Source organism: Micromonospora hortensis, from assembly GCF_022230935.1.
In the GTDB taxonomy this organism is placed as follows: Bacteria; Actinomycetota; Actinomycetes; order Mycobacteriales; family Micromonosporaceae; genus Micromonospora; species Micromonospora hortensis.
On sequence record NZ_JAKKFE010000026.1, the window covers coordinates 55,035 to 74,729 of the forward strand.

The window sequence follows — 19,695 nt, forward strand, 5'->3', positions numbered from 1 at the left end:
CCACCGGCCTCGGCATCGAGGTGAAAAGTGTGGCCCAGACCAACCATCGGCGGACGGGCTCGGGGCGACGCCCCGAGCCCGGTCACTCAGGTTTGGTGGAACCGCCAACGGGTCGCGGTCAGCCCGTCCGGGCCGTAGCCGAAAGCCCGGACGGGGGAGACCTCGTAGAAGGCATACTCGGGCGATCCCGGCAGACTCTCGTCATGGACTCGTCCGTCCCTGATGGCGAACGTCCAGTCGTACTTTGTCGCGAAGGCGGCGGCCACCCGGCGCAGCGCGGTGCCGCCCGACACCTGGTGAGCTCCACCGCTGACCACCAGGTCGAGGTCGTCGCTGCTCACCGTGATGACAGCACGGGGGTTGCCGGCCAGGTTCCGGCTCTTGCGGGAGGTCGGGCGGCTCGCGATGCGCGGCACCCCATCCACCAGCACCACCATCACCGGCGCGGCATGTGGGCGGCCGTCCGGTCCGACAGTGGACAGCCAACACTTGTGCGCGGACTCCAGACAGGCCAATGCCTGGCTCCAGGGCTTGAGTGTCGCCACGTCGGTGTTGAAGGGTGTTGCATCGTCCTGCCGGAAGAGAAGCTCAGCGACTGGCGTGTCGACTGTCATGACGCATCATCTGTCGTGTCGTACTCGTCGTGCAGCCGCCACCACTGGTAGGGCTGGGTCTGCGGCCAGCCTTCCGGCGAGTCCTCCCAGGTCTCCTGTCGGCCGTATGGCGTCAGGTCGAGGAAGGTCCAGTTACTGCCGAGGCGTTCCACGCCCCTGGCGGTGGTGGTGTAGGTGCGGAAGATCCGGTCCTCGGCACGGAGGAAGACGTTCAGCGCGAATCCGTCGCCGGTTCCCATGTCGGCGTTGAAGCTGTTGTTCAGTGACGAGTACCAGGGCAGGGTCCAACCCATTCGCCGCCGCAGCGCCAGCAGGTCGTCCAGTGGGCCATGGGACGTCAACGCCAGGGTGACGTCGCGGGCGTTGAGGTGGGCCGGGTGCCCGACGTTGTCGGTGAACAGCGAGCAGCCGGAGCAGACAGCGTCGACGCCACGCCACATGAAGGTGTACACGATGAGCTGGCGACGGCCTTGGAACAAGTCGGTCAGACTGACAGGCCCGGACGGGCCCTCGAACACGTACTCCTGCTCGACCGGTGTCATCGGCAGCCGGCGACGTGCCGCGGCTACCGCGTCGAGCTGGCGGGTGAGTGCCTTTTCGTGGACGCGCAAGGTGTTCACTGCCTCTTGCCAGTCCTCGGTCGACACGATCGGCGGATGGTTCATGCGGGCCTCTTTCGGCTTCCAGACGCGTGTGGAGGGGGCATAGACCAGTCCGTTCCTTAAGGAGATGGACTGATGCGACGCTAACAGAGTCAGTTCCCTGAAGGAACCATCTTGCGTATCGTGGCGTCATGCAGCGAACGCAGTTCGGCGCCATGGCGTGCTCGATCGCCCGCACCCTCGACATCATCGGTGAGCCGTGGTCTCCGCTGGTCCTGCGGGACATCTACGGCGGCACGCACCGCTTCGAACAACTCCAGCGCGGACTCGGCATGTCCCGCAAGGTGCTCGCCGAGCGGCTGAACTGGCTGGTCGAACAGGGCGTCCTGGCCCGGCGTGAGTATTCCGCCCGGCCGGTCCGGCACGAATACCTGCTCACCGACAAGGGGCAGGAGCTCTGTGATCTACTGCTTGTCATGGTGCGGTGGGGTGACCGGTGGACGGCGGGCGAGGCCGGCCCGCCGGTGCTCTACCGCCACCACGCCTGCGGCAAGATCAGTCACGTGGAACTACGGTGCTCGGAGTGCGAACAGCCCATGCGGGCTACGGACATCGATCTGTTGCCCGGGCCCGGAGCCGACCCAAGATCTTGACCATCGGATCGGTCAACACCACCGTGATCCGCATGCGGAGCGGGTCCCATCGACGGCGGCCACCAGCCAGCACACTGCGAGCAGCCGCGCCGGGCGGAGGTCGGCCCGGGCGTCGACGAACACGGCGTGGGCGGCTCGGTAGGAGTCCGGGCGCAGGCGATGGTGGCTGCGGTGCCGCACGCGCAAGGTTGATGCTGGGCGGCCTATCTGATCAGGTGTCATCGAGGATCAGCCGATCGGCATTCGCGGTGATCCACCTCGCGTCGCGTCGGTAGAGCCCGACGTGACCGCGAATGTCCTCCTGGCCCTGATCTGCCCGGGCCTGGGTGAAGGCGGCGAGGTCGTGTAGCCGAAGGGCTGCGACCTGAAGGACGTGAGCAGGGTCGTGGGCCGAGCCGTAGGCATCGCAGAGCAGGCGCAGCCGACGTGCCCGCTCGCCCAGGTCACTGGCGATTGCGTCGCCGTTGTCGGGATGGGCCAGCGGCACCAGTCGGTAGGCGAGGTAGGCAAGATCCCACGACCGGGGACCGGGCGAGGCCGTGTCCCAGTCGATGACTCCGGTGAGCCGCCGGTCGGTGAAGACCATGTTGTACGGCGCGAAGTCGTTGTGACAGATGACCTCAGCTGGCTGCCGCACCGGGAGCTGCCACACTCCACCGACGGTGTCGAAGCTGGCGCTGGCCTGGTGAAGTTGTCCGAGGTAGACACCGGCATCGGTGAGGACGGCGTCGCTCCAGATCCAGTCCGGCAACGGGTACTGCGGCACGATGCCCGGCAGGTACGAGACGCTGTCGCGTCCGTGCTCATCGGTCCCGAGTGGCTGCGGAGCCCAGGTGACGCCGTGCTCATGCAGATGTCGTAGCAGGCGTTGAATCGTCGGGCTCCACGCCCCGGCACCGCGCCGAACGGTGGCACCGACACGTGTCGCACCCCCCATGTTGCCCCCGGGTAGCGCTTCCTCGTGCTCGCCGACCGCGTTCGCGCTGTGGTCATCCATGCCCACATCCTCAGCGCGTGAGGGACGCAAAGCCACCGTGTTCGTGAGCCCGGCTGCCGCCGGAGGAGCGAGGCCGCTCGCGGAGCCGATTACTAGATTGTTATTAACGATAATCCGCTAATTAGCTGGGACAAAAGGTGCGTAGCGTACATGCACCATAATGACAGTTATGCTGCCTAACGACTGAGGATGGTGTAAGCCCCAGACAAGCCGACTGTCCTGTCCCGACGGGCTTGATGTGAAGCCGCTGCCGGTGAGGCGTCTGCCAGGATGATTTCCACGATCCGTTGGGACGTGCTGCGCTTCCGGTCATGAACGGAGGAACGACGTGGGCCTCGTGCGGGGGCAGTTGCTTGACGACGTCGCTGACATGGTTCCGACGCTCCCCGCCCCGCAGTGCGTACGGGTGGCCGTGGACGGGGTCGATGGGGTGGGTAAGTCCACGTTCGCCGGCGAGATGGCGGCGGTGCTGAGCGGCCGGGGACGTCCTGTCGTGCACGTGTCGGCCGACGACTTTCATCACCGTCGTGCTGTGCGGCGTCGCCGGGGCCAGGATTCGCCGGAAGGCTTCTGGCTCGACAGTTACGACTACGAAGCCCTCGTCCACAACGCGCTGGAGCCGTTCGGTCCCGAGGGCTCTCGCCGTTACCGTCCCGCTGCCCACGATCTTCGGACCGACGAGGCCCTGGACCTTCCGTGGCGGACCGCGGCGCCTGGCACGGTGCTCATCGTCGACGGGTTGTTCCTGCACCGTGACGAGTTGATGGAGTTCTGGGACTTCTCCGTCTTCCTTGACGCGCCGTTCGCGGTCACCGTCGCACGGATGGCCCGACGCGACGGCTCACATGCGGATCCCGAACATCCCAGCCTCGGCCGCTACGTCGGCGGCCAGCGGCTGTACTTCGCCGCCTGCGCGCCGCACGAACGCGCGGACGTCGTCATCGACAACCAGGATGTGAGCCGACCGGTCCTCGCCAAGGCCGACATCGGTCGACGATGATCGAGATGAGTGAGAACGAGCCGAGCCGGGACGCTGGTTCTCATGGGTAACGTGATCGCCGTCATTGGGTGGCTGAGGAGAGCGGATCGATGAAGTTTCTTCTCACGTCGTCGGGCATCTGCAACCCGAGCATCTCCGACGCGCTCGTCGACCTGCTGGGCAAACCGATCGCCGAGGCCACAGCCCTGTTCGTCCCCACTGGTGTCTACCCCTTCCCCGGCGGAGGCGAAAGGGCGTGGAAGGCGATCCACGGCCGACCTTCGATCCCGCTGTCTGAGCTCGGTTGGAAATCCCTGGGCGTGTTGGAGCTCACCGCGCTGCCGACCATTCGAGAAGAGAACTGGGTCCCGGCGGTGCGGGGGGCCGATGCCCTCCTGGTCTGGGGCGGCGATGTGCTGTACCTGACCTACTGGATGCGCCAGTCGGGCCTGGCCGACCTCCTGCCGTCGCTGAGTGACACGGTTTATGTGGGGGTCAGCGCCGGGAGCATCGCGGTCACCCCGTACAACTGCGACGCCGAATTCGACAGGCAATTCGTCCCCGACGGCAGCGACATGGCGCAGGGTGCCGACCGGGCGCTGGGACTGGTGGATTTCACGCTGTACCCCCACCTCAATCATCCGGACATGGAGGACACCGAGCTGTCCGACATTCAGAAGTGGGCGTCCGGAATCCCGGTCCCGACCTACGCCATCGACGACAACACCGCCATCAAGGTGGTCGATGGCACCGTCGAGGTCATCTCCGAAGGAGACTGGAGACTGATCGACCCCTGACCGAGACGTCCCGTCAGACACCGACGCGAGCGCGCTTGCTGGTCACCGGATTGCGGGGGCGCCTGCTACCGCGGCAACCGCACTGCTCCTGATCCTTCAGACCGAGTTGCGATACCCGTCGGGTACGACGCCGCAGTTTCGGCAGGCCCTTCCCGGGCGGGAATCCTCGTCGCCGCAGACCAGGCATCGTCCGGCCAGGTCGACCCCTGCGGCGTACGCATCGAGCACCCGCTCCACCACGATGGAGAGCACGTCGGTGGGATGCTTCTGCGGATCGGGGCAGTAGGCGATGTCGTGGCAACCCCACGAGTCCCACGGATGCGGCGTTGTGGGGGTTCGTCGGCCCGCCTGTTTCTGCAGTCGCCGCTGGGCCGCGAAGGCGACTGCCCTTGCCAGCACCAGAGCGCGGGCTGTCTCGAGTTCACCGAGGGCCCGGACCAGCGACGGGGGATCGGCTTCGATGTCGCGGGGAATGCGGTGCCGGGTCGCCAGGTGATGCCAGGTGGCGTGGAAGCCGTACGGCGCGAAGTGGTAGAGGCAGTCCCGTAGGTGCGACCGGCGCCGTCGAGGGCTGAGGCTTTCGTCACGCACCCGGCGGGCGGTCGCGGGGAAACTGGTCATCTCAGGACGATCGCTACGAGCGGCCGTACGCGGCGCGGGCCTGGGCCACCTCGGCGGCCTCACGTTCACGCCACCGGCGCTGGGCCTCCCGGTTGCAACTGCGACAGACCCGACGGTACCGGCCGGTGGCCTGGTCGATCTCACGGTCGTGGCCGTTGCGGCACTGTGCCAACTGGTTGCGGCTGCGGCAGGCGTCGGCCCGGCTGAGCTGGCGCAGATGTGTCGGCTCGATACAGTCGGCGGCGCCGCAGGTCTGGTCGACGTCGAGGGCGGGGTCGTACCCGCCGACGAGGACGACGTACGCGGCAATGTGCGCCCAGGCGCGGCCGGCGACCTTCTGGTGCACCCCGCGTCGCCGCCCGTAACCTTCGATGACCAGGCAGCCGTTCTCGGTGCGATGTGAGCGCTCCAGCAGGTGGGAGCGCAGCGACTCCTCGGTGTGGTACCGGGACAGACCCTTCACGACCGAGAGCACAGTGTCACCGTACCCACGTCCTGCGGCGTCGTCGAACGACGCCTGCGTGCCTGCTCGGCGGCCAGTCGGCGTCACCGACATCCTGTGAGGCCGGTGACGCCGGCGACCGTCTCAGGTGCGGATGCGGTAGTGCAGGTGGACGACACCGCTGCTGAGTCGGCGGTTGCCCAGTAGCTCCAGGTCAAGGCGGGTGCCGCTGGGCAACCCGGGCTTGCCTCCGCCGGTGAGGATGGGATGGATCAGCAGGTGACACTCGTCGATCAGCCCGGCCTGGAATGCCTGCGCCGCGAGATGTGCGCCCCCGATGGTGAGGTCACTGGTGGCCGAGGCTTTCACGGCGCGTACCGAGGCGGGGTCGAAGCTTCGTTCGAGCCGGGTCCTGGCGGTCGAGGTCGCGTCCAGGGTGGTGGTGTAGACGACCTTGGCCGCTGCCTGCCAGACGTCGGCGAAGTCGGCGGTGAGCTTCGAGTGTGCAGCCAGGGCAGGGTCGGTTTCCCAGAGGGCCATCGACTCGTACAGACGCCGGCCGTAGAGGTAGGTGCCCATGGGCCGAACCAGGTCGGTGATGAACGTGAGGTACTCGTCGTCGGGTGGGGTCCAGTCGAACCTGCCGTGTTCGTCCTCGATGTAACCGTCGAGGGACACGTTCGTCACGTAGATCAGCTTGGCCATGGCGTTACACCTCGACGTGCACTGCGGCGGGGTGGGCATTCCGCAGTGTGGCGTCCAGTTTGGAGAAGGCCTCGTTCCAACCCTGGTCGGCGGGGCCGACCACCCGCCCCGGGAGCCACTGACGGATCTCGAGGCGCGTCCGTCCATCGGCCTCGTCGTGGAACTCGACCCGCATCCTCGTCTCGTGCGGCTCAATGCCCTCCGGCAGTTGCCCGGTGACGTGCGCGACGCCGTCGAGCAGTTCGCCGTCGACGACGTCGGTGAGGTCGATGTGGACGGCGACTCGAAGGCCGGGTTGGGTCGGGAAGACCTCGGTCCACCGCTGGTAGCCGCCAGGCCGGACGTCGAAGTCCATCTCCTCGCGGGGCAGTGAGTTGCCGATCGGCCCCCACCATGCGGCCAGGTGGTCCGGGTCGGTGAAAGCCCGGTAGACCAGCTCCCGTGGCGCGTCCACCACGCGTGAGATGACGATTGGCGGCTTGTCGTTGTCCATCAATTCTCCTTGTCGTGAGGCTTGCTCGGCGATTCGCTGTCGGGAATCGCCGCGCCGTGGGCCGTTCGATCCGTTGGGCGACCAGCGGCCTGGACGGCCGCGAGGTGGGCGTCGAGGCGGGTGAGGGACGTATCCCACAACCGCCGGTAGCGCTCGATCCACTCGGCCGCTTCGCGCAGCGGGGCGGCCTCGATGCGACTCATCCGCAACTTCCCCGACCGGGTGCGTGAGATGAGGCCCGCGCGCTCAAGGGCCTTCAGGTGCCGCGACACCGCCGGCATCGAGATCGGGAACGGAGCGGTGAGCTCGGTGACCGTGGCGTCGCGGTCGGCCAGTTCGGCGAGGATCGCCCGTCGAGTCGGGTCGGCGAGCGCCGAGAACACCGCGCTGAGTTGATCGCTGCCAGACACCAGAGCCTCCCACCTCACTTAACCAACACGTTAAATGTAGTGCCGGCTGAACGCCTGTCAACACGCCGAGACATCGCGGTGACCACCGCAGGTAGACGCGCAGCCTCGTCGAGGTGCCGGCGGGCACCGACTCGGCGGTGGCCGCCGGCACTGGGCAACGCCGGGCTCGCGGTGTGGCTACCGGTCCTGGCGAGCGGGCCTACGGCCGGGAGAGACCGTCGCGGTGCTCGGTGCCGCTGGCGTCGTGGGACGCGAGGATCAGCTCCGCAACGGCGTCTGGACGGTCGAGCGGAACGAGATGGCCGCTGCGCGCGACGAGCGTTCCCGTCAACTCGTCGGTGACCGGGGCCAACTGGTGGTGCAGGAGGTCGCCGACCGTGTTGCCGCCGACGGCGAGGGTGGGCACGGTCAGCCGTCCCGCCGCGAGGATCGCTGCCGCGTTCTGCTCCGCCGCCCGGTAGTAGCCGAAACCGCGGCGCAGCGCCTCGCGGCCGGTGTACGCGTGGACGAACGCGTCCCGGATCTCCGGCGGCACGCCCCGGCGCTCGTAGGTCCCCGCCGTGAGGAACCAGTCCAGGTATTCGCCCTCGTGACCCTCCAGCACCGTCTCGGCCAGCCCGGGGGCCGAGTGGAAGCCGAACCACCACGGCGGCGTGGCGAATCCGCCCGGCAGGCCGGGCAGCACAGCCTCCATGAGGACCAGTCGGCGGACGCGGGTCGGGTGCCGTACGCCGAGCAGGAAGGCGGCGGGCACGCCGGCGTCGAGGGCCACCACATCCGCCCGGTCCAAACCGAGTGCGTCGAGCAGCCCGAGCATGTCGTCGGCACGTCACGACGATCAGGTGGCCGCCGACCTTGCTAGCTGAGGTGCGCCCATGCCGGTAGCCAGACCTCGGTGCCGGGTGCCCGCACCCGCCGGGAGCCGAGGTGGTCGCGGAGCGCGGCCAGCGCGGGGTGCGGGTTGTCGTCGCGCCAGATGAGGGACATGGGGTAGATCGGGGCCGGGTCGCGCACCGGCACGCGTCGGAGGTCGTAGCTGTCCGGCCAGAGGTACCGGGTGCGCTCGCCGGCGAGGGTCGCCAGCTCCGTGGAGTCGGCGATCTCGGCCAGCAGCGCCTCGTTGCCGAAGACCGGTCCGACCAGGTCGATGGTGAGGCCGAACGCGGCGGCGAGTTCGTTGTAGTAGTCGGCCCATTCGGTGCCGGGGGCCATGCCGGGCATCCAGATGCGGTGGTCGGCAAGTTGTGCGGGCGTGACGGTGCGGGCGTTGGCGAGCGCGTGGCGGGGGCCGACCAGCAACTCGTGGTGCTCGTCGATCACGCGCGTGGTCCTGATGGCGGACGGCAGGTGGCGTGCGGCGACGGTGACGGCGTGGAAGGTGGCGTCGACAGTTCCCGCCTCGACGGCGGCCATCGCGGCGTGGACGTCGGCGTCGAGGGTGACGACGTCCAGCTCGATGCGGGGATGCGCGCGGTGGAAGTCCTGCAGCAGCACCGCCGGTGCGATCCGTCGGCTGTGCACGTCGACGCGCAGTGCCCGGCGGCCGGGGCGTACGGAGGCGTCGGCGCGTGCCTCGGCCCGCAGCAGCTCGCGGGCGTGCGGCAGGAACGTCTGACCGTCGACGGTGAGGTGGGTGCCGCGCGCGGTGCGGGTGAACAGCCGTACCCCGAGGTCCTTCTCGAGTGCGGCGATGCGCTTGGAGACGGCCTGCTGGGTGATCGACAGTGCCGTGGCGGCGTCCTGGAACTGGCCGGCGTCGACGGCGGCGACGAAGGTGCGGACGGCGTCGAGATTCACCCGCCGAACCCTACTGACACAACGTCTGGTTGTGGCTCACCGCCCATGCGGTTGTTTGATCCATGGTCCCCGGCCTTGCTGTGATCACACCGGTCAACGGCAAGTTGTCGGGAGCGGGAGGTGTGGGCTTGTCAACGAGACGTTCCCTGGGACGGCCGTTCGGCTGGTTGTGGGCGTCGTACGCGGTCAGCGCCTACGGCTCGGGGCTGGGATTCGGGGCGTTGCCGTTGATCGCCGTGCTGGTGTTGCGGGCCAGCCCCGCCCAGGTGTCCGTGTTGGCCGCGCTGGGGCCGGCGGTGGGCGCGCTGATCGCGTGGCCGCTCGGGCCGTGGGTGGAGTTCCACCGCAAGCGGCGGGTGATGATCGCGATGGACCTGGCCCGGTTCGTGGTCCTGCTGACGATCCCCGTCGCGTACGCGCTGGACCGGCTCAGCTTCGGGCAGCTGCTGGTCGTCTCGGCCGTGCTCGCCACCACCAAGATCGCCTTCAACGCGGCCAGCGGCGCCTTCCTCAAGGCCCTCGTGCGGCCGGACGACCTGCTGGTGGCCAACGCGCGGTTCGAGTCGACGACCTGGAGTTCGATCGCGCTCGGGCCGCCGCTGGGCGGCGCGGCGGTCGGCCTGTTCGGGCCGGTCGTCACCGTCGTGGCCGACGCGCTCAGCTACCTGCTCTCCGCGGTGGGCCTCACCGCCATCCGCGGCCACGAAGACCACCCCCGGCGCACCGGCGCAGGCCGGGTCCGGGCCGGGGAGCTGTTCGACGGCTGGCGGCACCTGCTGACCCACCCCGGTCTGCGGGCGCTCTACCTCAACCATTTGCTCGTCGCCGGGCTGATCATGGCCACCGAGCCGCTGCTGGCAGTGCTCCTGCTCGGCGAGCTGGGCTTTCCGCCCTGGCAGTACGGCCTCGCCTTCGCCCTACCCTGCGTCGGCGGCCTCATCGGGTCACGCCTGGCCCGTCGGGTGGTGGCTCGGCACGGCCAACACCGGATCATCCGCACCGTGGGCACGCTGCGCGCGATCTGGCTGATCGGCCTCGCGTTCGTCCAACCCGGCGTGGTCGGTCTCGCCACGGTGATCGCCGTCGAGTTCGCGATCATCATCAGCATGAGCCTGTACAACCCGGTGCTCGCCACCTACCGCCTTCAACAGACTCCGAAGGATCGCATCGTCCGTACCCTCTCTGCCTGGTCGATCGGCAGCAGCGCGGCCATCGCTAGCCTCAGCGCGCTCGGTGGGCTGCTCGCGCAGGCCACCAGCCCACGTACGGCGATCACGGTCGCGGGGCTGGTGATCCTCGCGAGCCCGCTGCTGCTGCCCCGGCGCCCGGACGCCGATCGACGGACACCGGCACACTCGGCACGGGTCTCTACGATCGCGTGATGTTCCAACCGACCTACCCGATCCGCACCGCACGGCTCATCCTGCGCCCGGTCACTATCGACGACCTGGACGACGTGTACGCGTTTCAGCGTCGACCCGACGTCGTGCGCTGGATGCTCGGCGCGCAGCCGCGTACCCGTGAGCAGTCGCGGGTGTCGGTGCTCGCCATGGCGGGCGAGGACGCGTGGCGCGCGGAGGGTGACTGCCTCACGGTGGCCGTCGTCACCGACGTTGGGGTGATCGGGATCGTGGAGTTGGTGTGGCGCAGCCGGCTGGAGCGTACCGCCGAACTCGGGTTCGTCTTCCACCCCGACCACTGCGGTCGCGGGTTGGCCACGGAGGCCGCCACGGCGATGCTGGCCTGGGGGTTTGCCGAGTTCGGGTTGCACCGGGTCTACGGGCGCTGCCACTGTCGCAACACGGCGTCGGCCCGGCTGATGGCGCGACTCGGCATGCGGCAGGAGGCCCGCCATGTCGAGAGTTACCTGTTTCGGGGGGAGTGGGCCGACCAGCTCGTCTTCGCGATCCTGGCGCACGAGTGGCGGGCCGGGACCAGCACGTCGCAGGGTGGGACGCGCCAGTAACTGGATACGGCCGAGAGCACGGTATCGCCGTACCCGCGCGTCGCGGCGGCGGTCGATCGCCGCCGCGAGACGCGGGGTGTGCCCAGTCAGGCCCGGCGCGCGAGCCACTCCCGGTAGGAGGTGGGCGCGATGACGGCGTCGTCGCCTGCGATGAGGACGTCGCCGGACATGGCGGCGAACATGCCCGCGCCGTTGTCGGTGGTGACGGTGCGCTGGTCACCACCGGCGGCGAGCGTGATCCGCCCGAGCTCGTCGAGGGCGAAGACATCGGGCCCGGCGACGTTGCGGATGCCGCGCAGCGGCGCGCCCATGCTGACCTCGGCGACGGCCTGCGCCACGTCGGCGGCGGCCATCGGCTGCACCGGCGTGCTGGGCAGGCGGACGGTGGTGTCGTCGGCCGTCCAGGACAGGATCGACTCGATGAACTCGAAGAACTGGGTGGCGCGGACGATCGAGTACGGAATCGGACCGGCCGTGAGGATCTCCTCCTGGAGGCTCTTGGCGCGGTAGTAGTCCAGGTCGGGCACCTGGTCGACGCCGACGATGGAGAGGATCACCGCGTGGCCGACGCCCGCGCGAGCGGCTGCGGCCAGCAGGTTGTCCATGGTCGTCTGGAAGAACGCGGGCGAGGCCTCGTCGAAGGTCGGCGAGTTCGTCAGGTTGACGACGACCTCGGCGCCAGCGAGCCCGTCGGACAGGCCCTGCCCGGTGAGCAGGTCCACTCCGGTGGACGGCGAGAGCGGCACCGCCTCGTGCCCCGCGGCCTGCAGGATCTTGACGACCTGCGACCCGATGAGGCCGGTCCCGCCCAGTACGGCGATCTTCATGTCATGCACCTTCCCGTGACGGCGTGGTCCGACTGCTGAGGTTCAGCAGTTACTCGGACCTTCCTTGTCCGAGTAACTATACTCGGACACAATGAGTCCGAGTATCGGGGTGACTAGGGTGACGTCATGAAGATGTCCGGTGGGGTCGAGTGGGCGCTGCACTGCTGCGTGGTGCTCACCGTCAGCCACACGCCCGTTCCGGCGGCCAAGCTGGCGGAGCTGCACGACGTCTCCAGCAGTTACCTCGCCAAGCAGCTCCAGGCGCTCGCTCGCGCCGGCCTGGTCCACTCCGTGCAGGGCAAGTCGGGCGGCTACGTGCTGACCCGCGCACCGGAGAGCATCACCCTGCTCGACGTGGTCCGGGCCGTCGACGGGCCCGGCCCGGCCTTCGTCTGCACCGAGATCCGCCAGCGCGGCCCGTTCGCGACGCCGGCCGACGCCTGCACCACGCCGTGTCCGGTGTCCCGCGCCATGTGGGCGGCCGAGGCCGCGTGGCACCAGGCGCTCGCCGCGGTCACGATCGCCGATCTCGCCCGCGACGTCGATGCCACCTCCGGCCCCGAGGCCCTGGTCGGCATCCAGGCCTGGCTGACCGACGGAGCCTGACCCGACCCGGCACAGCCGGGTGAACGCGGTCAGCCGGTGTGGCGTACCTCGGTGTCCCAGATCTGCGCCCACGGACGCCGCAGCCCCCGGCACACGTGGATCGGGCCGCCGTTCTCGTCGTTGTCGACCTCGACGCGCTGGTCCACCCGCCCGGCGAGGGTGCACTGCTCGAACCAGGTGGAGAGCTGGTCGGGGCGCTCCCAGCCGACAGCGACGACCACGTCCGCGTCGGCGGGCGGCCGACCGAAGTCGACCATGCTGTTGTGCCCCGAGTACGCCCGGGGCAGACCACGGGCCGGCCCGTAGCGGGCCACCGCGCCGGCCTCTCCGTAGTTGCCGGTGAGGACGACCGCCCGCGAACGCTCCTGCGGCGGCAAGCCACGATGGACGACCGCGAGAGAGTCGGCGAACTCGGGCCAACCGATCGTCTCGCCGGCGTCGTAGTTGACGTCGACCACGAAACCGGGCAACCGGTCAGCGGGCAGCACCGGCAGCAGCAGCACGACGTTGGGCAGCAGGAACGGCACCACGCCCAGCGCGAGCAACCCCCGACGCCACCAGAACGACCCGCGCGACGCCCACGCCACGGTGACCAGCGCGCCGGCGCCGGTGAGGACCAGCAACAACGGCGCGTCGTAGTAACCCTTGCCGCCGGCGATCAGCACGACGCCGACCACCACCAGCCACGCCCAGCCCACCGCCCGGTAGGCCCGCCACGCCGGTCGGCGAAGCAGCGCGACGAGGCCGGCGATCCAGATCGGTACGGCGTACGGGCTGATGATGACGAAGTGGAGGGTGAAGGCCTCAAGGCGGCCACTGTAGGAGCTGTCACCGTCGGAGATGGACCCGGCAACGCCGAGCTGCGGAAAACCGTTTGTCGCCTGCCAGATCAGATTCGGCGCGGCCAGCAGCACGGTGATCCCGGCGGCGGCGAGCACCCACCGGTCGCGCAGCAGTCGACGCGGCCCGGCGATGAGCACTCCGGCGACCAGGCCGACGGCCAGCAGCGCGGGCAGCAGCTTGCTGAGCATGCCCACACCGAGCGCCAGCCCGATGCCCAGCGCCCACCGGCTGTCACCGGTGCGCAGCAACCGCACCGCACACCACGCCGCGACCAACCAGACCAGCAGGTCGACGGTGGTGGTGCTGAGCAGGTGACCACTGGCGAGCACGATGCCGGAGAGCGCGGCGAGCACCGCCGCGAAGAGCTGCCCGACCCGGCCACCGCCCAACTCCCGGGCGATGGCGGCGACCAGCAGCACCGCGCCGCCGGCCAGCACCGCCGACGGGGTCCGCAGCACCACCAGGTTGCCCGGGGCGATCGTGTCGAGCAGCCGGGCCAGCACCGGGACCAGGGGCCCCTGATCGACGTAGCCCCAGTCCAGGTGCCGACCGGCGAGCAGGAAGTACAGCTCGTCGCGGTGATAGCCGTAACGGCCCGCGAGAAGCAGCAGCGTCACGGTGGTCGCGGCGGCCACCAGCCACGGGCCACGGGTACGAGCGCCGGGCTCCGGCGCCCGCCCCGACGGCGGCGACTGGGTCGGCCGCTGAGGTCGGTCGATCTCGATCGCGGGCTCGCTCACCCGCTCATGATGACCTGCGGCGTCGCCGCGTGGGTGCCCCAACCGGCGTTCGGCACTGTCCCGAATGCGGGTGGCCGAGGCGGGTGCGAAGATCAGCTTTGTCACTCGGACCGAAAGGACGATATGCGCTATCGCACTCTGGGCAAGACCGGCACCGTGGTGTCCACCCTGTGTCTGGGCACGATGACCTTCGGCGCGGAGACCGACGAGGCCGGCAGCTTCGCCCAACTGGACCGGTTCGTCGAGGCCGGCGGCACCTTCATCGACACCGCTGACGTCTACTCCACCGGCGTCTCCGAGGACATCATCGGGCGCTGGCTGCGCAGCCGACCCGACCTGCGTGACCGCCTGGTGATCGCCACCAAGGGCCGGTTCCCGATGGGCCCGGGGACCAACGACGCCGGCCTGTCCCGGGTGCACCTCACCCGCGCCCTGGACGCCAGCCTGCGCCGCCTCGGCGTCGAGGCCGTCGACCTGTACCAGGCGCACGCCTGGGATCCGCTGACCCCGCTGCCGGAGACGCTGCGGTTCTTCGACGACGCGGTCAGCGCCGGCAAGATCCGCTACGCGGGGGTCAGCAACTTCACCGGCTGGCAGTTGCAGAAGGCCGCCCTGCTCACCCAGCACCTCAACCTCACCCCGATCGTGACCCTGCAACCGCAGTACAACCTGCTGGCCCGGGAAATCGAGTTCGAGTTGGTGCCGGTCTGCGAGAACGAGGGCATCGGCATCCTGCCGTGGTCACCGCTGGGCGGCGGGTGGCTGACCGGCAAGTACCAGCGCGACAGCACGCCCACCGGCGCGACCCGGCTCGGCGAGAACCCGCAGCGCGGCGTCGAGGCGTACGCGGGTCGCAACGCCGAGGAGCGCACCTGGCGGGTGCTCGACGCGGTCCGCCAGATCGCCGAGGACCGTGGCATGTCCATGTCGGCGGTCTCGCTGGCCTGGCTGGCGGCCCGACCGGCGGTCACCTCGGTGATCCTCGGCGCGCGGACCACCGAGCAGCTCGACGACAACCTGACCGCCGCCGACCTGGTCCTCGACGCCGAGCAGATGCGGCTGCTGGACGAGGCGAGCGCCCCGCTGGTGGGCGACTACCCGTACGGCGCTGCCGGGGTGCGTCAGCGCGGCCGTGACCTGCCGGCCGGATCATGACCTCGTTCCCTGAGCCCACCGACCCGGCCGGCAGCCGCACCGAGGTCTTCCTGCGCTACCTGGACTACTTCCGGGAGTCCGCGGTGGCCAAGGTGTCGGCGCTGGCCGAGCCGGAACTGCGGCGCAGTCGGCTGCCGTCCGGGTGGACCCCACTGGAGCTGCTCACCCACCTGCGCCACGTCGAGCTGCGCTGGATCGAGTGGGGTTTCCAGGGCCGGGACGTCGCCGAGCCGTGGGGCGACCGTCGCGACGACCGCTGGTACGTCGCTCCTGACGAGACCCGGGCGGATCTGGTGGCGGCGCTGCGGGCGCAGGGCGCGCACACCACGGCTGTGGTGACGGCGCACGACCTGGCCGAGATCGGCGCGCCGGGCCCGCGCTGGAGAGGCGCGGACCCGGCGTCGCTGGAGCGGGTGTTGTTCCACCTGGTGCAGGAGTACGCCCGTCACCTGGGTCACCTCGACGTGGTCGCCGAACTCGCGGGCGGCCCGACCGGTGAGTGAGGCCGTCGGCCCGATAATGGGCTGATGCCGCTGCTCGTCGCACCAGCCCTGCCCGCCGGGAGCCTCGCCGCCCAGGAGCAACCCCACCTTCCGGTACGACCCGGGCTGGCCCTGCGGCCGTGGCGCGACGACGACGCTCCGGCCGTCCGGGCCGCCTTCGACTGTCCGCGGATCCAGCGGTGGCACGTCCGCCGCGTGGACGGCGACGACGAGGCGCGGGCGTGGACGGCGCAGTGGGTCGGTCGTTGGCGTGACGAGACGTCGGCCAGTTGGGCGATCGTCGACGCCGACGACCGGCCGTTGGGTCAGGTGGGGTTGCGGGGCGTGCTGCTGGTCGAGGCGTCGGCGCAGCTGTCGTACTGGTTGGTGCCCGCCGCGCGCGGCCAGGGTCTCGCCACCGAGGCGCTGCTCGCCCTGACCCGGTGGAGTTTCACGCGGGCCGGTCTGCACCGGCTGGCCCTGGAGCACTCGACGGCCAATGCGGCGTCGTGCGGGGTGGCCACGCGGGCCGGCTTCGCCGAGGAGGGCGTGGCCCGCGGGTCGGTTCGCCACTCCGACGGCTGGCACGACATGCACCTGCACGCACGGCTGCGCACCGACGGCCCGATCTGATCAGATTGTCGGCGCGGGTGGCGTCGGCGTCGGCGTCGCACCATCCTCGTCGGCCCGTCGGATCGCCTGTGGCAGTCGCAACGCGACGACTCCGGTAGCCACCAGCCCGCCGATGCCCGCGACCATCAGGGTCACCGGGGCGGACGTGGCGTCCAACAGGACACCACCGGCGAGGTAGGACGTCGCGGCGGCGACCCCGATCGCACCGTACAGATTGCCGAAGACCCTGCCGAGCATTCCCGCTGGCACCGTACGTTGCAGCAGCGTGCTGGAGGCGACGTCCATGGCCGCCAACCCGAACCCACGGACGGCTTGCAGCCCGATCGCGGCGGCGACGGCCCAGGCGAGCCCGGTCAGCAGGTTGCCGACACTGCTGACGGCGAAGCCCGCGATCAGCAGCAGCGGCATCGATGCCCGCGAGCCCCATTTGGACAACATGGCGTATCCGGCCACCAGTCCGACACCGACAGCGCCCAGCAGCAGCCCGACAGCGGATTCACCGACGTGGAAGGTCTTTTGGGCCAACAGCACCAGGGCCACGTCGTCGACCCCGTTGAAGGCGACCACAGCGGTGAAGCCAAGGAAGATCACCCGCACCGTCGGAACACTCAACAGATAACCGATGCCCGCTCTGGCCTGTCGCAGCAGGGACGGCTGGTGCCCATCGGCGGTGGCCGGCGGAAGTGAGGGGAGCGTCGCGAGCAGCACGGCCGAGACCAGGAACGACACGGCGTCGACGAGCAGCACGCCACGCAGTCCGACCAGCGGGAACAGGGCTGCGGCGAGCAGGGGGCCGACCGCCTCTGCCGCGTTGGAGCCGAACCCGAGGGTGGAGTTGGCGGTTTCCAGGTCACTGTCACCGACCAGTGCGGGCACCGCCGCCCGAGACGCCGGTTGGAAGAGCTGCGAGGCGGTGGCGCGAATCGCGACGAGTGCCAGCAGCACCGGCAGCGAGGGCATCGTCAGCACGATGACCAGCAGGACCACAGCTTGGATGAGTTCGCAGACGACCATCAACCGTCGGAGATTGAGCCGATCGGCGAGGGCACCGGTGAAGGGACCCAACAGGGACGGAGCGAAGTCTCCGACAAGGAGCAGAAGCGCGACTGCCAGCCCCTTACCCGTCGTCTCGGCGACGTGGAAGATCAGTGCGACAAGGCTGAGTGAGTCGCCCGCGTACGAGACGAGCCGTGCCGAGAAGAGCGTTCGGAACGGCCTGTTGCGGCGAAGCAGTTGGGTGGGACGCAACGGCGCAGCGCCTGCCGTGGCGAACGCTGCGCCGGACATCTCGAACTTCCCCTGTCGTCAAGGGTTGCGGTGAGGCGTCGTGCCGCCGATACACACGCCGGGTGACACCGTTCACCGACCAGCCCGTAGGTGAAGGTAGCCATCACCGCGTCGGTGAGCGCGGTATTTACCATTGCCGGGGAGCTGATTCAGGAAGCGACCGGGACGTTGGTGCTGGTCCCGTTGTCGTTGGTGACCCGTACCTCGGTCGCGGTCGCGGGCAGGAGTGCCGCGTTGCGGCCGGCGTCCTGCCACTGGCCGTCGCCGACCCGGTAGCTCAGCGCTGACCCCTCGGCGGCGACGAGAACGCCCTGGTCGTCGGGCAGTCGTAGCCGCACGGGTAGGGGTGCCGACCAGTCCGCGGTCGTGCTGGCCACCGCTTCGAACGGAAGGTACTTGCGGGCGAGCAGTGCGATGACGCGGGACGGGTCGTCGTCGTACTGGACGGTTTCCACGAGGAGCCGTTGGCCATCGGGGGTTGCCCCGTAGACCCACAGGAGGGGAGAGCCGTTGTGCGTGTGCGCTCCGACCGGGTCGATGTATTCGGCGAGGGCTTCCGTCGGCGCGTTCACCTCTTTGGCAGCCGGGTCGGTGCCCCAGACCTGCTCCGCGCCGGGCAACGTGTGGCGAAGAAGCGGTGGTGCGGGCCGATCCTTGTTGTCGGGGAAGTAGATCTCGCTCGTGCCGTCGATGTGAATCACGTTCTGCCGTTCAACGGGAGTCCTGGAGAGCGCGACGGTGAGCTTCGTGCGCTGCGGCGACACCGACAACACCGCCGCACCGTCCTGGAATGCCACCGGCTCGAAGGTTCGCTCGACCTTGCCATCTGGCTTGTACCGCAGTTGCGGGGAGAACTGCACCGGTTGCCCGAAGTCCAGCACAAGGAGCACGTCGCGCTGCGGTCCGAGCAGTACTGCCTGCTCGAGGCCGTCTGTTTCGCTGTCGGTGGCCTGCGTCAGGGTGCGGACGCGCGGGCCGCCGGCTGTGGGTTCGACGAACCCCACCGTCGTGCCGTGTGCGGTGGCGTGGGCGACGTAGGCGGCCGGGCCAGCAGGCGTTCCTCCTGCCCACACCACGTGCGGCTCGCCGCGCGTCCGATCTCCGACCTCCTTGATCCGGCGCTGCCACACCTGGCGGACCTGCCGCAGGTATCCCTCGTCGGCGGCCAGATCACCGCGAGTGGGCTGGTCGAGCAGCGGTGACGCGACAGGAGCATCTCCGGCGTTGCCGGGTAGGTCGAGGACGCCAGCCACGGGCACGGCCACCACGACCGCGCAGACCGCCGCCAACACGGCTCGCCGGCGCACCACCCGCCGCCGCCCACCCCGACGCACCTCAGCGAGCAGGCCCGGTGGGCTGACCAGGTCATCCGTCGCGCGGTGCAGGATGCCGCGCACGTCACTGTCGTTCATGGTCATCGCGAACTCCCGGGTCCAGTGATGGGCATGACGAGGTTCGATCCGGCCAGCGCCTCTCGCAGCCGAGCCAACCCACGGGAGGCGTGACTCTTCACCGCGCCCTCGGAGCAGCCCATCGCCGCCGCGACGTCGACGACCGGCAGGTCTTCCAGGTAACGGAGCACGACAGCGGCCCGCTGCCGAGCCGGCAACGACCGCAGCGCCCCGACGACCAGCTCGCGAACCGCCACCACGTCGGCGTGGTCCCGGGCAACCCCGTCGTGGTCGCCCAGCGACTGTTCCGGACGCCGGGAACGCCACCGCCACCGGTTGATCGACCGATTGACCAGCGCACGTCGCGCGTACGCCTCCGGGCTGCTCTGCACCCGACGCCAACGCACGTACATCTGCTCCAGCACCTCCTGAAGCAGGTCCTCCGCCGCGTGCCGGTCTCCGGTCAGCAGGAAGGCAACCCGCAACAGCACCCCCGACCGTGAGCGAACGAAGTCGTCGAACTCCGCCCCGCGCGAATCCCTCATCTGACCTCCCGGCCTCGTCAACCAGCAAGACACCAGGTGGGCTCGCGAGGTTTACCGGTCCGGCAACTTCGCCCGGGTCGGACCCGGTGGAGGGCCGGTGATCCGGGTGG

At 69.6% G+C, this 19,695-nt stretch carries 24 protein-coding genes; 9 read left to right on the forward strand and 15 right to left on the reverse strand.

Going from position 1 to position 19,695, the window contains the following annotated elements:
* Nucleotides 1–86: 86 nt before the first annotated feature.
* Together NIE111_RS18585 and NIE111_RS18590 are read right to left on the reverse strand one after the other, a co-directional pair.
* Complete coding sequence (locus NIE111_RS18585; RefSeq protein ID WP_238685595.1) at nucleotides 87–614, reverse strand: pyridoxamine 5'-phosphate oxidase family protein; 528 nt, start codon at nucleotides 612–614, stop codon at nucleotides 87–89.
* A complete protein-coding gene (locus NIE111_RS18590; protein ID WP_238685596.1) occupies nucleotides 611–1,279 on the reverse strand; it encodes a DUF899 domain-containing protein in 669 nt (222 codons plus the stop codon). Before NIE111_RS18590 ends, NIE111_RS18585 begins: the two co-directional genes overlap by 4 nt.
* 128 nt (nucleotides 1,280–1,407) lie before the next feature.
* Between NIE111_RS18590 and NIE111_RS18595 the strand changes: the two genes are divergently transcribed.
* On the forward strand, nucleotides 1,408–1,869 hold the full coding sequence (locus NIE111_RS18595) for a winged helix-turn-helix transcriptional regulator (RefSeq protein WP_238685597.1): 462 nt from the start codon (nucleotides 1,408–1,410) through the stop codon (nucleotides 1,867–1,869).
* 211 nt (nucleotides 1,870–2,080) lie between these two features.
* Here NIE111_RS18595 and NIE111_RS18600 read toward each other — a convergent pair whose 3' ends face one another.
* Nucleotides 2,081–2,866, reverse strand: coding sequence for a phosphotransferase (locus tag NIE111_RS18600; protein ID WP_238685598.1), 786 nt, complete (start codon nucleotides 2,864–2,866; stop codon nucleotides 2,081–2,083).
* A gap of 328 nt (nucleotides 2,867–3,194) precedes the next feature.
* Between NIE111_RS18600 and NIE111_RS18605 the strand changes: the two genes are divergently transcribed.
* Together NIE111_RS18605 and NIE111_RS18610 are read left to right on the forward strand one after the other, a co-directional pair.
* On the forward strand, nucleotides 3,195–3,866 hold the full coding sequence (locus NIE111_RS18605; protein WP_238685599.1) for a nucleoside/nucleotide kinase family protein: 672 nt from the start codon (nucleotides 3,195–3,197) through the stop codon (nucleotides 3,864–3,866).
* 89 nt (nucleotides 3,867–3,955) lie between these two features.
* A complete protein-coding gene (locus NIE111_RS18610) occupies nucleotides 3,956–4,642 on the forward strand; it encodes a Type 1 glutamine amidotransferase-like domain-containing protein (protein WP_238685600.1) in 687 nt (228 codons plus the stop codon).
* A 96-nt stretch (nucleotides 4,643–4,738) separates the two neighbouring features.
* Here NIE111_RS18610 and NIE111_RS18615 read toward each other — a convergent pair whose 3' ends face one another.
* From NIE111_RS18615 to NIE111_RS18645, 7 genes are all read right to left on the reverse strand, one after another.
* Nucleotides 4,739–5,263, reverse strand: coding sequence for a hypothetical protein (locus NIE111_RS18615; protein ID WP_238685601.1), 525 nt, complete (start codon nucleotides 5,261–5,263; stop codon nucleotides 4,739–4,741).
* Nucleotides 5,264–5,276: 13 nt separating this feature from the next.
* Nucleotides 5,277–5,738: an HNH endonuclease gene (locus NIE111_RS18620; protein WP_238685602.1), complete on the reverse strand. Its 462-nt coding sequence runs from the start codon at nucleotides 5,736–5,738 to the stop codon at nucleotides 5,277–5,279.
* 111 nt (nucleotides 5,739–5,849) lie between these two features.
* A complete protein-coding gene (locus NIE111_RS18625; protein WP_238685603.1) occupies nucleotides 5,850–6,410 on the reverse strand; it encodes a dihydrofolate reductase family protein in 561 nt (186 codons plus the stop codon).
* 4 nt (nucleotides 6,411–6,414) lie between these two features.
* Nucleotides 6,415–6,903 carry an SRPBCC family protein gene (locus NIE111_RS18630; RefSeq protein ID WP_238685604.1) on the reverse strand — a complete coding sequence of 163 codons (489 nt, stop codon included), beginning with the start codon at nucleotides 6,901–6,903 and terminating at the stop codon, nucleotides 6,415–6,417.
* A complete protein-coding gene (locus NIE111_RS18635; RefSeq protein WP_308193704.1) occupies nucleotides 6,903–7,286 on the reverse strand; it encodes an ArsR/SmtB family transcription factor in 384 nt (127 codons plus the stop codon). The genes NIE111_RS18630 and NIE111_RS18635 overlap by 1 nt, the downstream gene beginning before the upstream one ends.
* Before the next feature lie 226 nt (nucleotides 7,287–7,512).
* Entirely contained in the window at nucleotides 7,513–8,130 is a 618-nt protein-coding gene (locus NIE111_RS18640; protein WP_238685606.1) for an alpha/beta fold hydrolase, read from the reverse strand.
* A 41-nt stretch (nucleotides 8,131–8,171) separates the two neighbouring features.
* The gene (locus tag NIE111_RS18645) at nucleotides 8,172–9,110 is read right to left on the reverse strand and encodes a LysR family transcriptional regulator (protein ID WP_238685607.1); all 939 of its coding nucleotides are present in this window, start codon (nucleotides 9,108–9,110) and stop codon (nucleotides 8,172–8,174) included.
* A gap of 128 nt (nucleotides 9,111–9,238) precedes the next feature.
* Here NIE111_RS18645 and NIE111_RS18650 point away from each other — a divergent pair, with 128 nt between their 5' ends.
* Both NIE111_RS18650 and NIE111_RS18655 read left to right on the forward strand, forming a co-directional pair.
* Nucleotides 9,239–10,492, forward strand: a complete 1,254-nt coding sequence (locus tag NIE111_RS18650; RefSeq protein WP_238685608.1) for an MFS transporter — start codon at nucleotides 9,239–9,241, stop codon at nucleotides 10,490–10,492.
* Nucleotides 10,492–11,076, forward strand: a complete 585-nt coding sequence (locus tag NIE111_RS18655; RefSeq protein WP_238685609.1) for a GNAT family N-acetyltransferase — start codon at nucleotides 10,492–10,494, stop codon at nucleotides 11,074–11,076. The genes NIE111_RS18650 and NIE111_RS18655 overlap by 1 nt, the downstream gene beginning before the upstream one ends.
* Nucleotides 11,077–11,162: 86 nt before the next feature.
* Here the strand turns inward: NIE111_RS18655 and NIE111_RS18660 are convergent, their stop codons facing one another.
* A complete protein-coding gene (locus NIE111_RS18660; RefSeq protein WP_238685610.1) occupies nucleotides 11,163–11,903 on the reverse strand; it encodes an SDR family oxidoreductase in 741 nt (246 codons plus the stop codon).
* A 126-nt stretch (nucleotides 11,904–12,029) separates the two neighbouring features.
* On the opposite strand from NIE111_RS18660, the gene NIE111_RS18665 reads away from it, so the two are divergent.
* Complete coding sequence (locus NIE111_RS18665; protein ID WP_238685611.1) at nucleotides 12,030–12,509, forward strand: RrF2 family transcriptional regulator; 480 nt, start codon at nucleotides 12,030–12,032, stop codon at nucleotides 12,507–12,509.
* A 29-nt stretch (nucleotides 12,510–12,538) separates the two neighbouring features.
* On the opposite strand, the gene NIE111_RS18670 is transcribed toward NIE111_RS18665, so the two are convergent.
* Nucleotides 12,539–14,092, reverse strand: coding sequence for an ArnT family glycosyltransferase (locus NIE111_RS18670; RefSeq protein WP_238685612.1), 1,554 nt, complete (start codon nucleotides 14,090–14,092; stop codon nucleotides 12,539–12,541).
* Nucleotides 14,093–14,215: 123 nt separating this feature from the next.
* Here NIE111_RS18670 and NIE111_RS18675 point away from each other — a divergent pair, with 123 nt between their 5' ends.
* The 3 genes from NIE111_RS18675 to NIE111_RS18685 are packed head-to-tail and all read left to right on the forward strand — an operon-like array spanning nucleotide 14,216 to nucleotide 16,362.
* Entirely contained in the window at nucleotides 14,216–15,247 is a 1,032-nt protein-coding gene (locus tag NIE111_RS18675) for an aldo/keto reductase (protein WP_238685613.1), read from the forward strand.
* Nucleotides 15,244–15,750: a mycothiol transferase gene (locus NIE111_RS18680; RefSeq protein ID WP_238685614.1), complete on the forward strand. Its 507-nt coding sequence runs from the start codon at nucleotides 15,244–15,246 to the stop codon at nucleotides 15,748–15,750. Before NIE111_RS18675 ends, NIE111_RS18680 begins: the two co-directional genes overlap by 4 nt.
* A 24-nt stretch (nucleotides 15,751–15,774) precedes the next feature.
* Nucleotides 15,775–16,362, forward strand: coding sequence for a GNAT family N-acetyltransferase (locus NIE111_RS18685; protein WP_238685615.1), 588 nt, complete (start codon nucleotides 15,775–15,777; stop codon nucleotides 16,360–16,362).
* On the opposite strand, the gene NIE111_RS18690 is transcribed toward NIE111_RS18685, so the two are convergent.
* The 3 genes from NIE111_RS18690 to NIE111_RS18700 form a co-directional block, all read right to left on the reverse strand.
* A complete protein-coding gene (locus NIE111_RS18690; RefSeq protein WP_238685616.1) occupies nucleotides 16,363–17,649 on the reverse strand; it encodes an MFS transporter in 1,287 nt (428 codons plus the stop codon).
* Between the two features lie 149 nt (nucleotides 17,650–17,798).
* Nucleotides 17,799–19,067 carry a hypothetical protein gene (locus tag NIE111_RS18695; RefSeq protein ID WP_238685617.1) on the reverse strand — a complete coding sequence of 423 codons (1,269 nt, stop codon included), beginning with the start codon at nucleotides 19,065–19,067 and terminating at the stop codon, nucleotides 17,799–17,801.
* A complete protein-coding gene (locus tag NIE111_RS18700; RefSeq protein ID WP_238685618.1) occupies nucleotides 19,064–19,585 on the reverse strand; it encodes a SigE family RNA polymerase sigma factor in 522 nt (173 codons plus the stop codon). The genes NIE111_RS18695 and NIE111_RS18700 overlap by 4 nt, the downstream gene beginning before the upstream one ends.
* Between the last annotated feature and the right edge of the window lie 110 nt (nucleotides 19,586–19,695).

Coding starts and splice junctions, on each gene's coding strand:
- NIE111_RS18585 (WP_238685595.1), bottom strand. CDS start 614: ATGACAGTCGACACGCCAGTCGCTGAGCTTCTCTTCCGGCAGGACGAT.
- NIE111_RS18590 (WP_238685596.1), bottom strand. CDS start 1,279: ATGAACCATCCGCCGATCGTGTCGACCGAGGACTGGCAAGAGGCAGTG.
- NIE111_RS18595 (WP_238685597.1), top strand. CDS start 1,408: ATGCAGCGAACGCAGTTCGGCGCCATGGCGTGCTCGATCGCCCGCACC.
- NIE111_RS18600 (WP_238685598.1), bottom strand. CDS start 2,866: ATGGATGACCACAGCGCGAACGCGGTCGGCGAGCACGAGGAAGCGCTA.
- NIE111_RS18610 (WP_238685600.1), top strand. CDS start 3,956: ATGAAGTTTCTTCTCACGTCGTCGGGCATCTGCAACCCGAGCATCTCC.
- NIE111_RS18615 (WP_238685601.1), bottom strand. CDS start 5,263: ATGACCAGTTTCCCCGCGACCGCCCGCCGGGTGCGTGACGAAAGCCTC.
- NIE111_RS18625 (WP_238685603.1), bottom strand. CDS start 6,410: ATGGCCAAGCTGATCTACGTGACGAACGTGTCCCTCGACGGTTACATC.
- NIE111_RS18630 (WP_238685604.1), bottom strand. CDS start 6,903: ATGGACAACGACAAGCCGCCAATCGTCATCTCACGCGTGGTGGACGCG.
- NIE111_RS18640 (WP_238685606.1), bottom strand. CDS start 8,130: ATGCTCGGGCTGCTCGACGCACTCGGTTTGGACCGGGCGGATGTGGTG.
- NIE111_RS18655 (WP_238685609.1), top strand. CDS start 10,492: ATGTTCCAACCGACCTACCCGATCCGCACCGCACGGCTCATCCTGCGC.
- NIE111_RS18660 (WP_238685610.1), bottom strand. CDS start 11,903: ATGAAGATCGCCGTACTGGGCGGGACCGGCCTCATCGGGTCGCAGGTC.
- NIE111_RS18665 (WP_238685611.1), top strand. CDS start 12,030: ATGAAGATGTCCGGTGGGGTCGAGTGGGCGCTGCACTGCTGCGTGGTG.
- NIE111_RS18675 (WP_238685613.1), top strand. CDS start 14,216: ATGCGCTATCGCACTCTGGGCAAGACCGGCACCGTGGTGTCCACCCTG.
- NIE111_RS18680 (WP_238685614.1), top strand. CDS start 15,244: ATGACCTCGTTCCCTGAGCCCACCGACCCGGCCGGCAGCCGCACCGAG.
- NIE111_RS18685 (WP_238685615.1), top strand. CDS start 15,775: ATGCCGCTGCTCGTCGCACCAGCCCTGCCCGCCGGGAGCCTCGCCGCC.
- NIE111_RS18690 (WP_238685616.1), bottom strand. CDS start 17,649: ATGTCCGGCGCAGCGTTCGCCACGGCAGGCGCTGCGCCGTTGCGTCCC.
- NIE111_RS18695 (WP_238685617.1), bottom strand. CDS start 19,067: ATGACCATGAACGACAGTGACGTGCGCGGCATCCTGCACCGCGCGACG.
- NIE111_RS18700 (WP_238685618.1), bottom strand. CDS start 19,585: ATGAGGGATTCGCGCGGGGCGGAGTTCGACGACTTCGTTCGCTCACGG.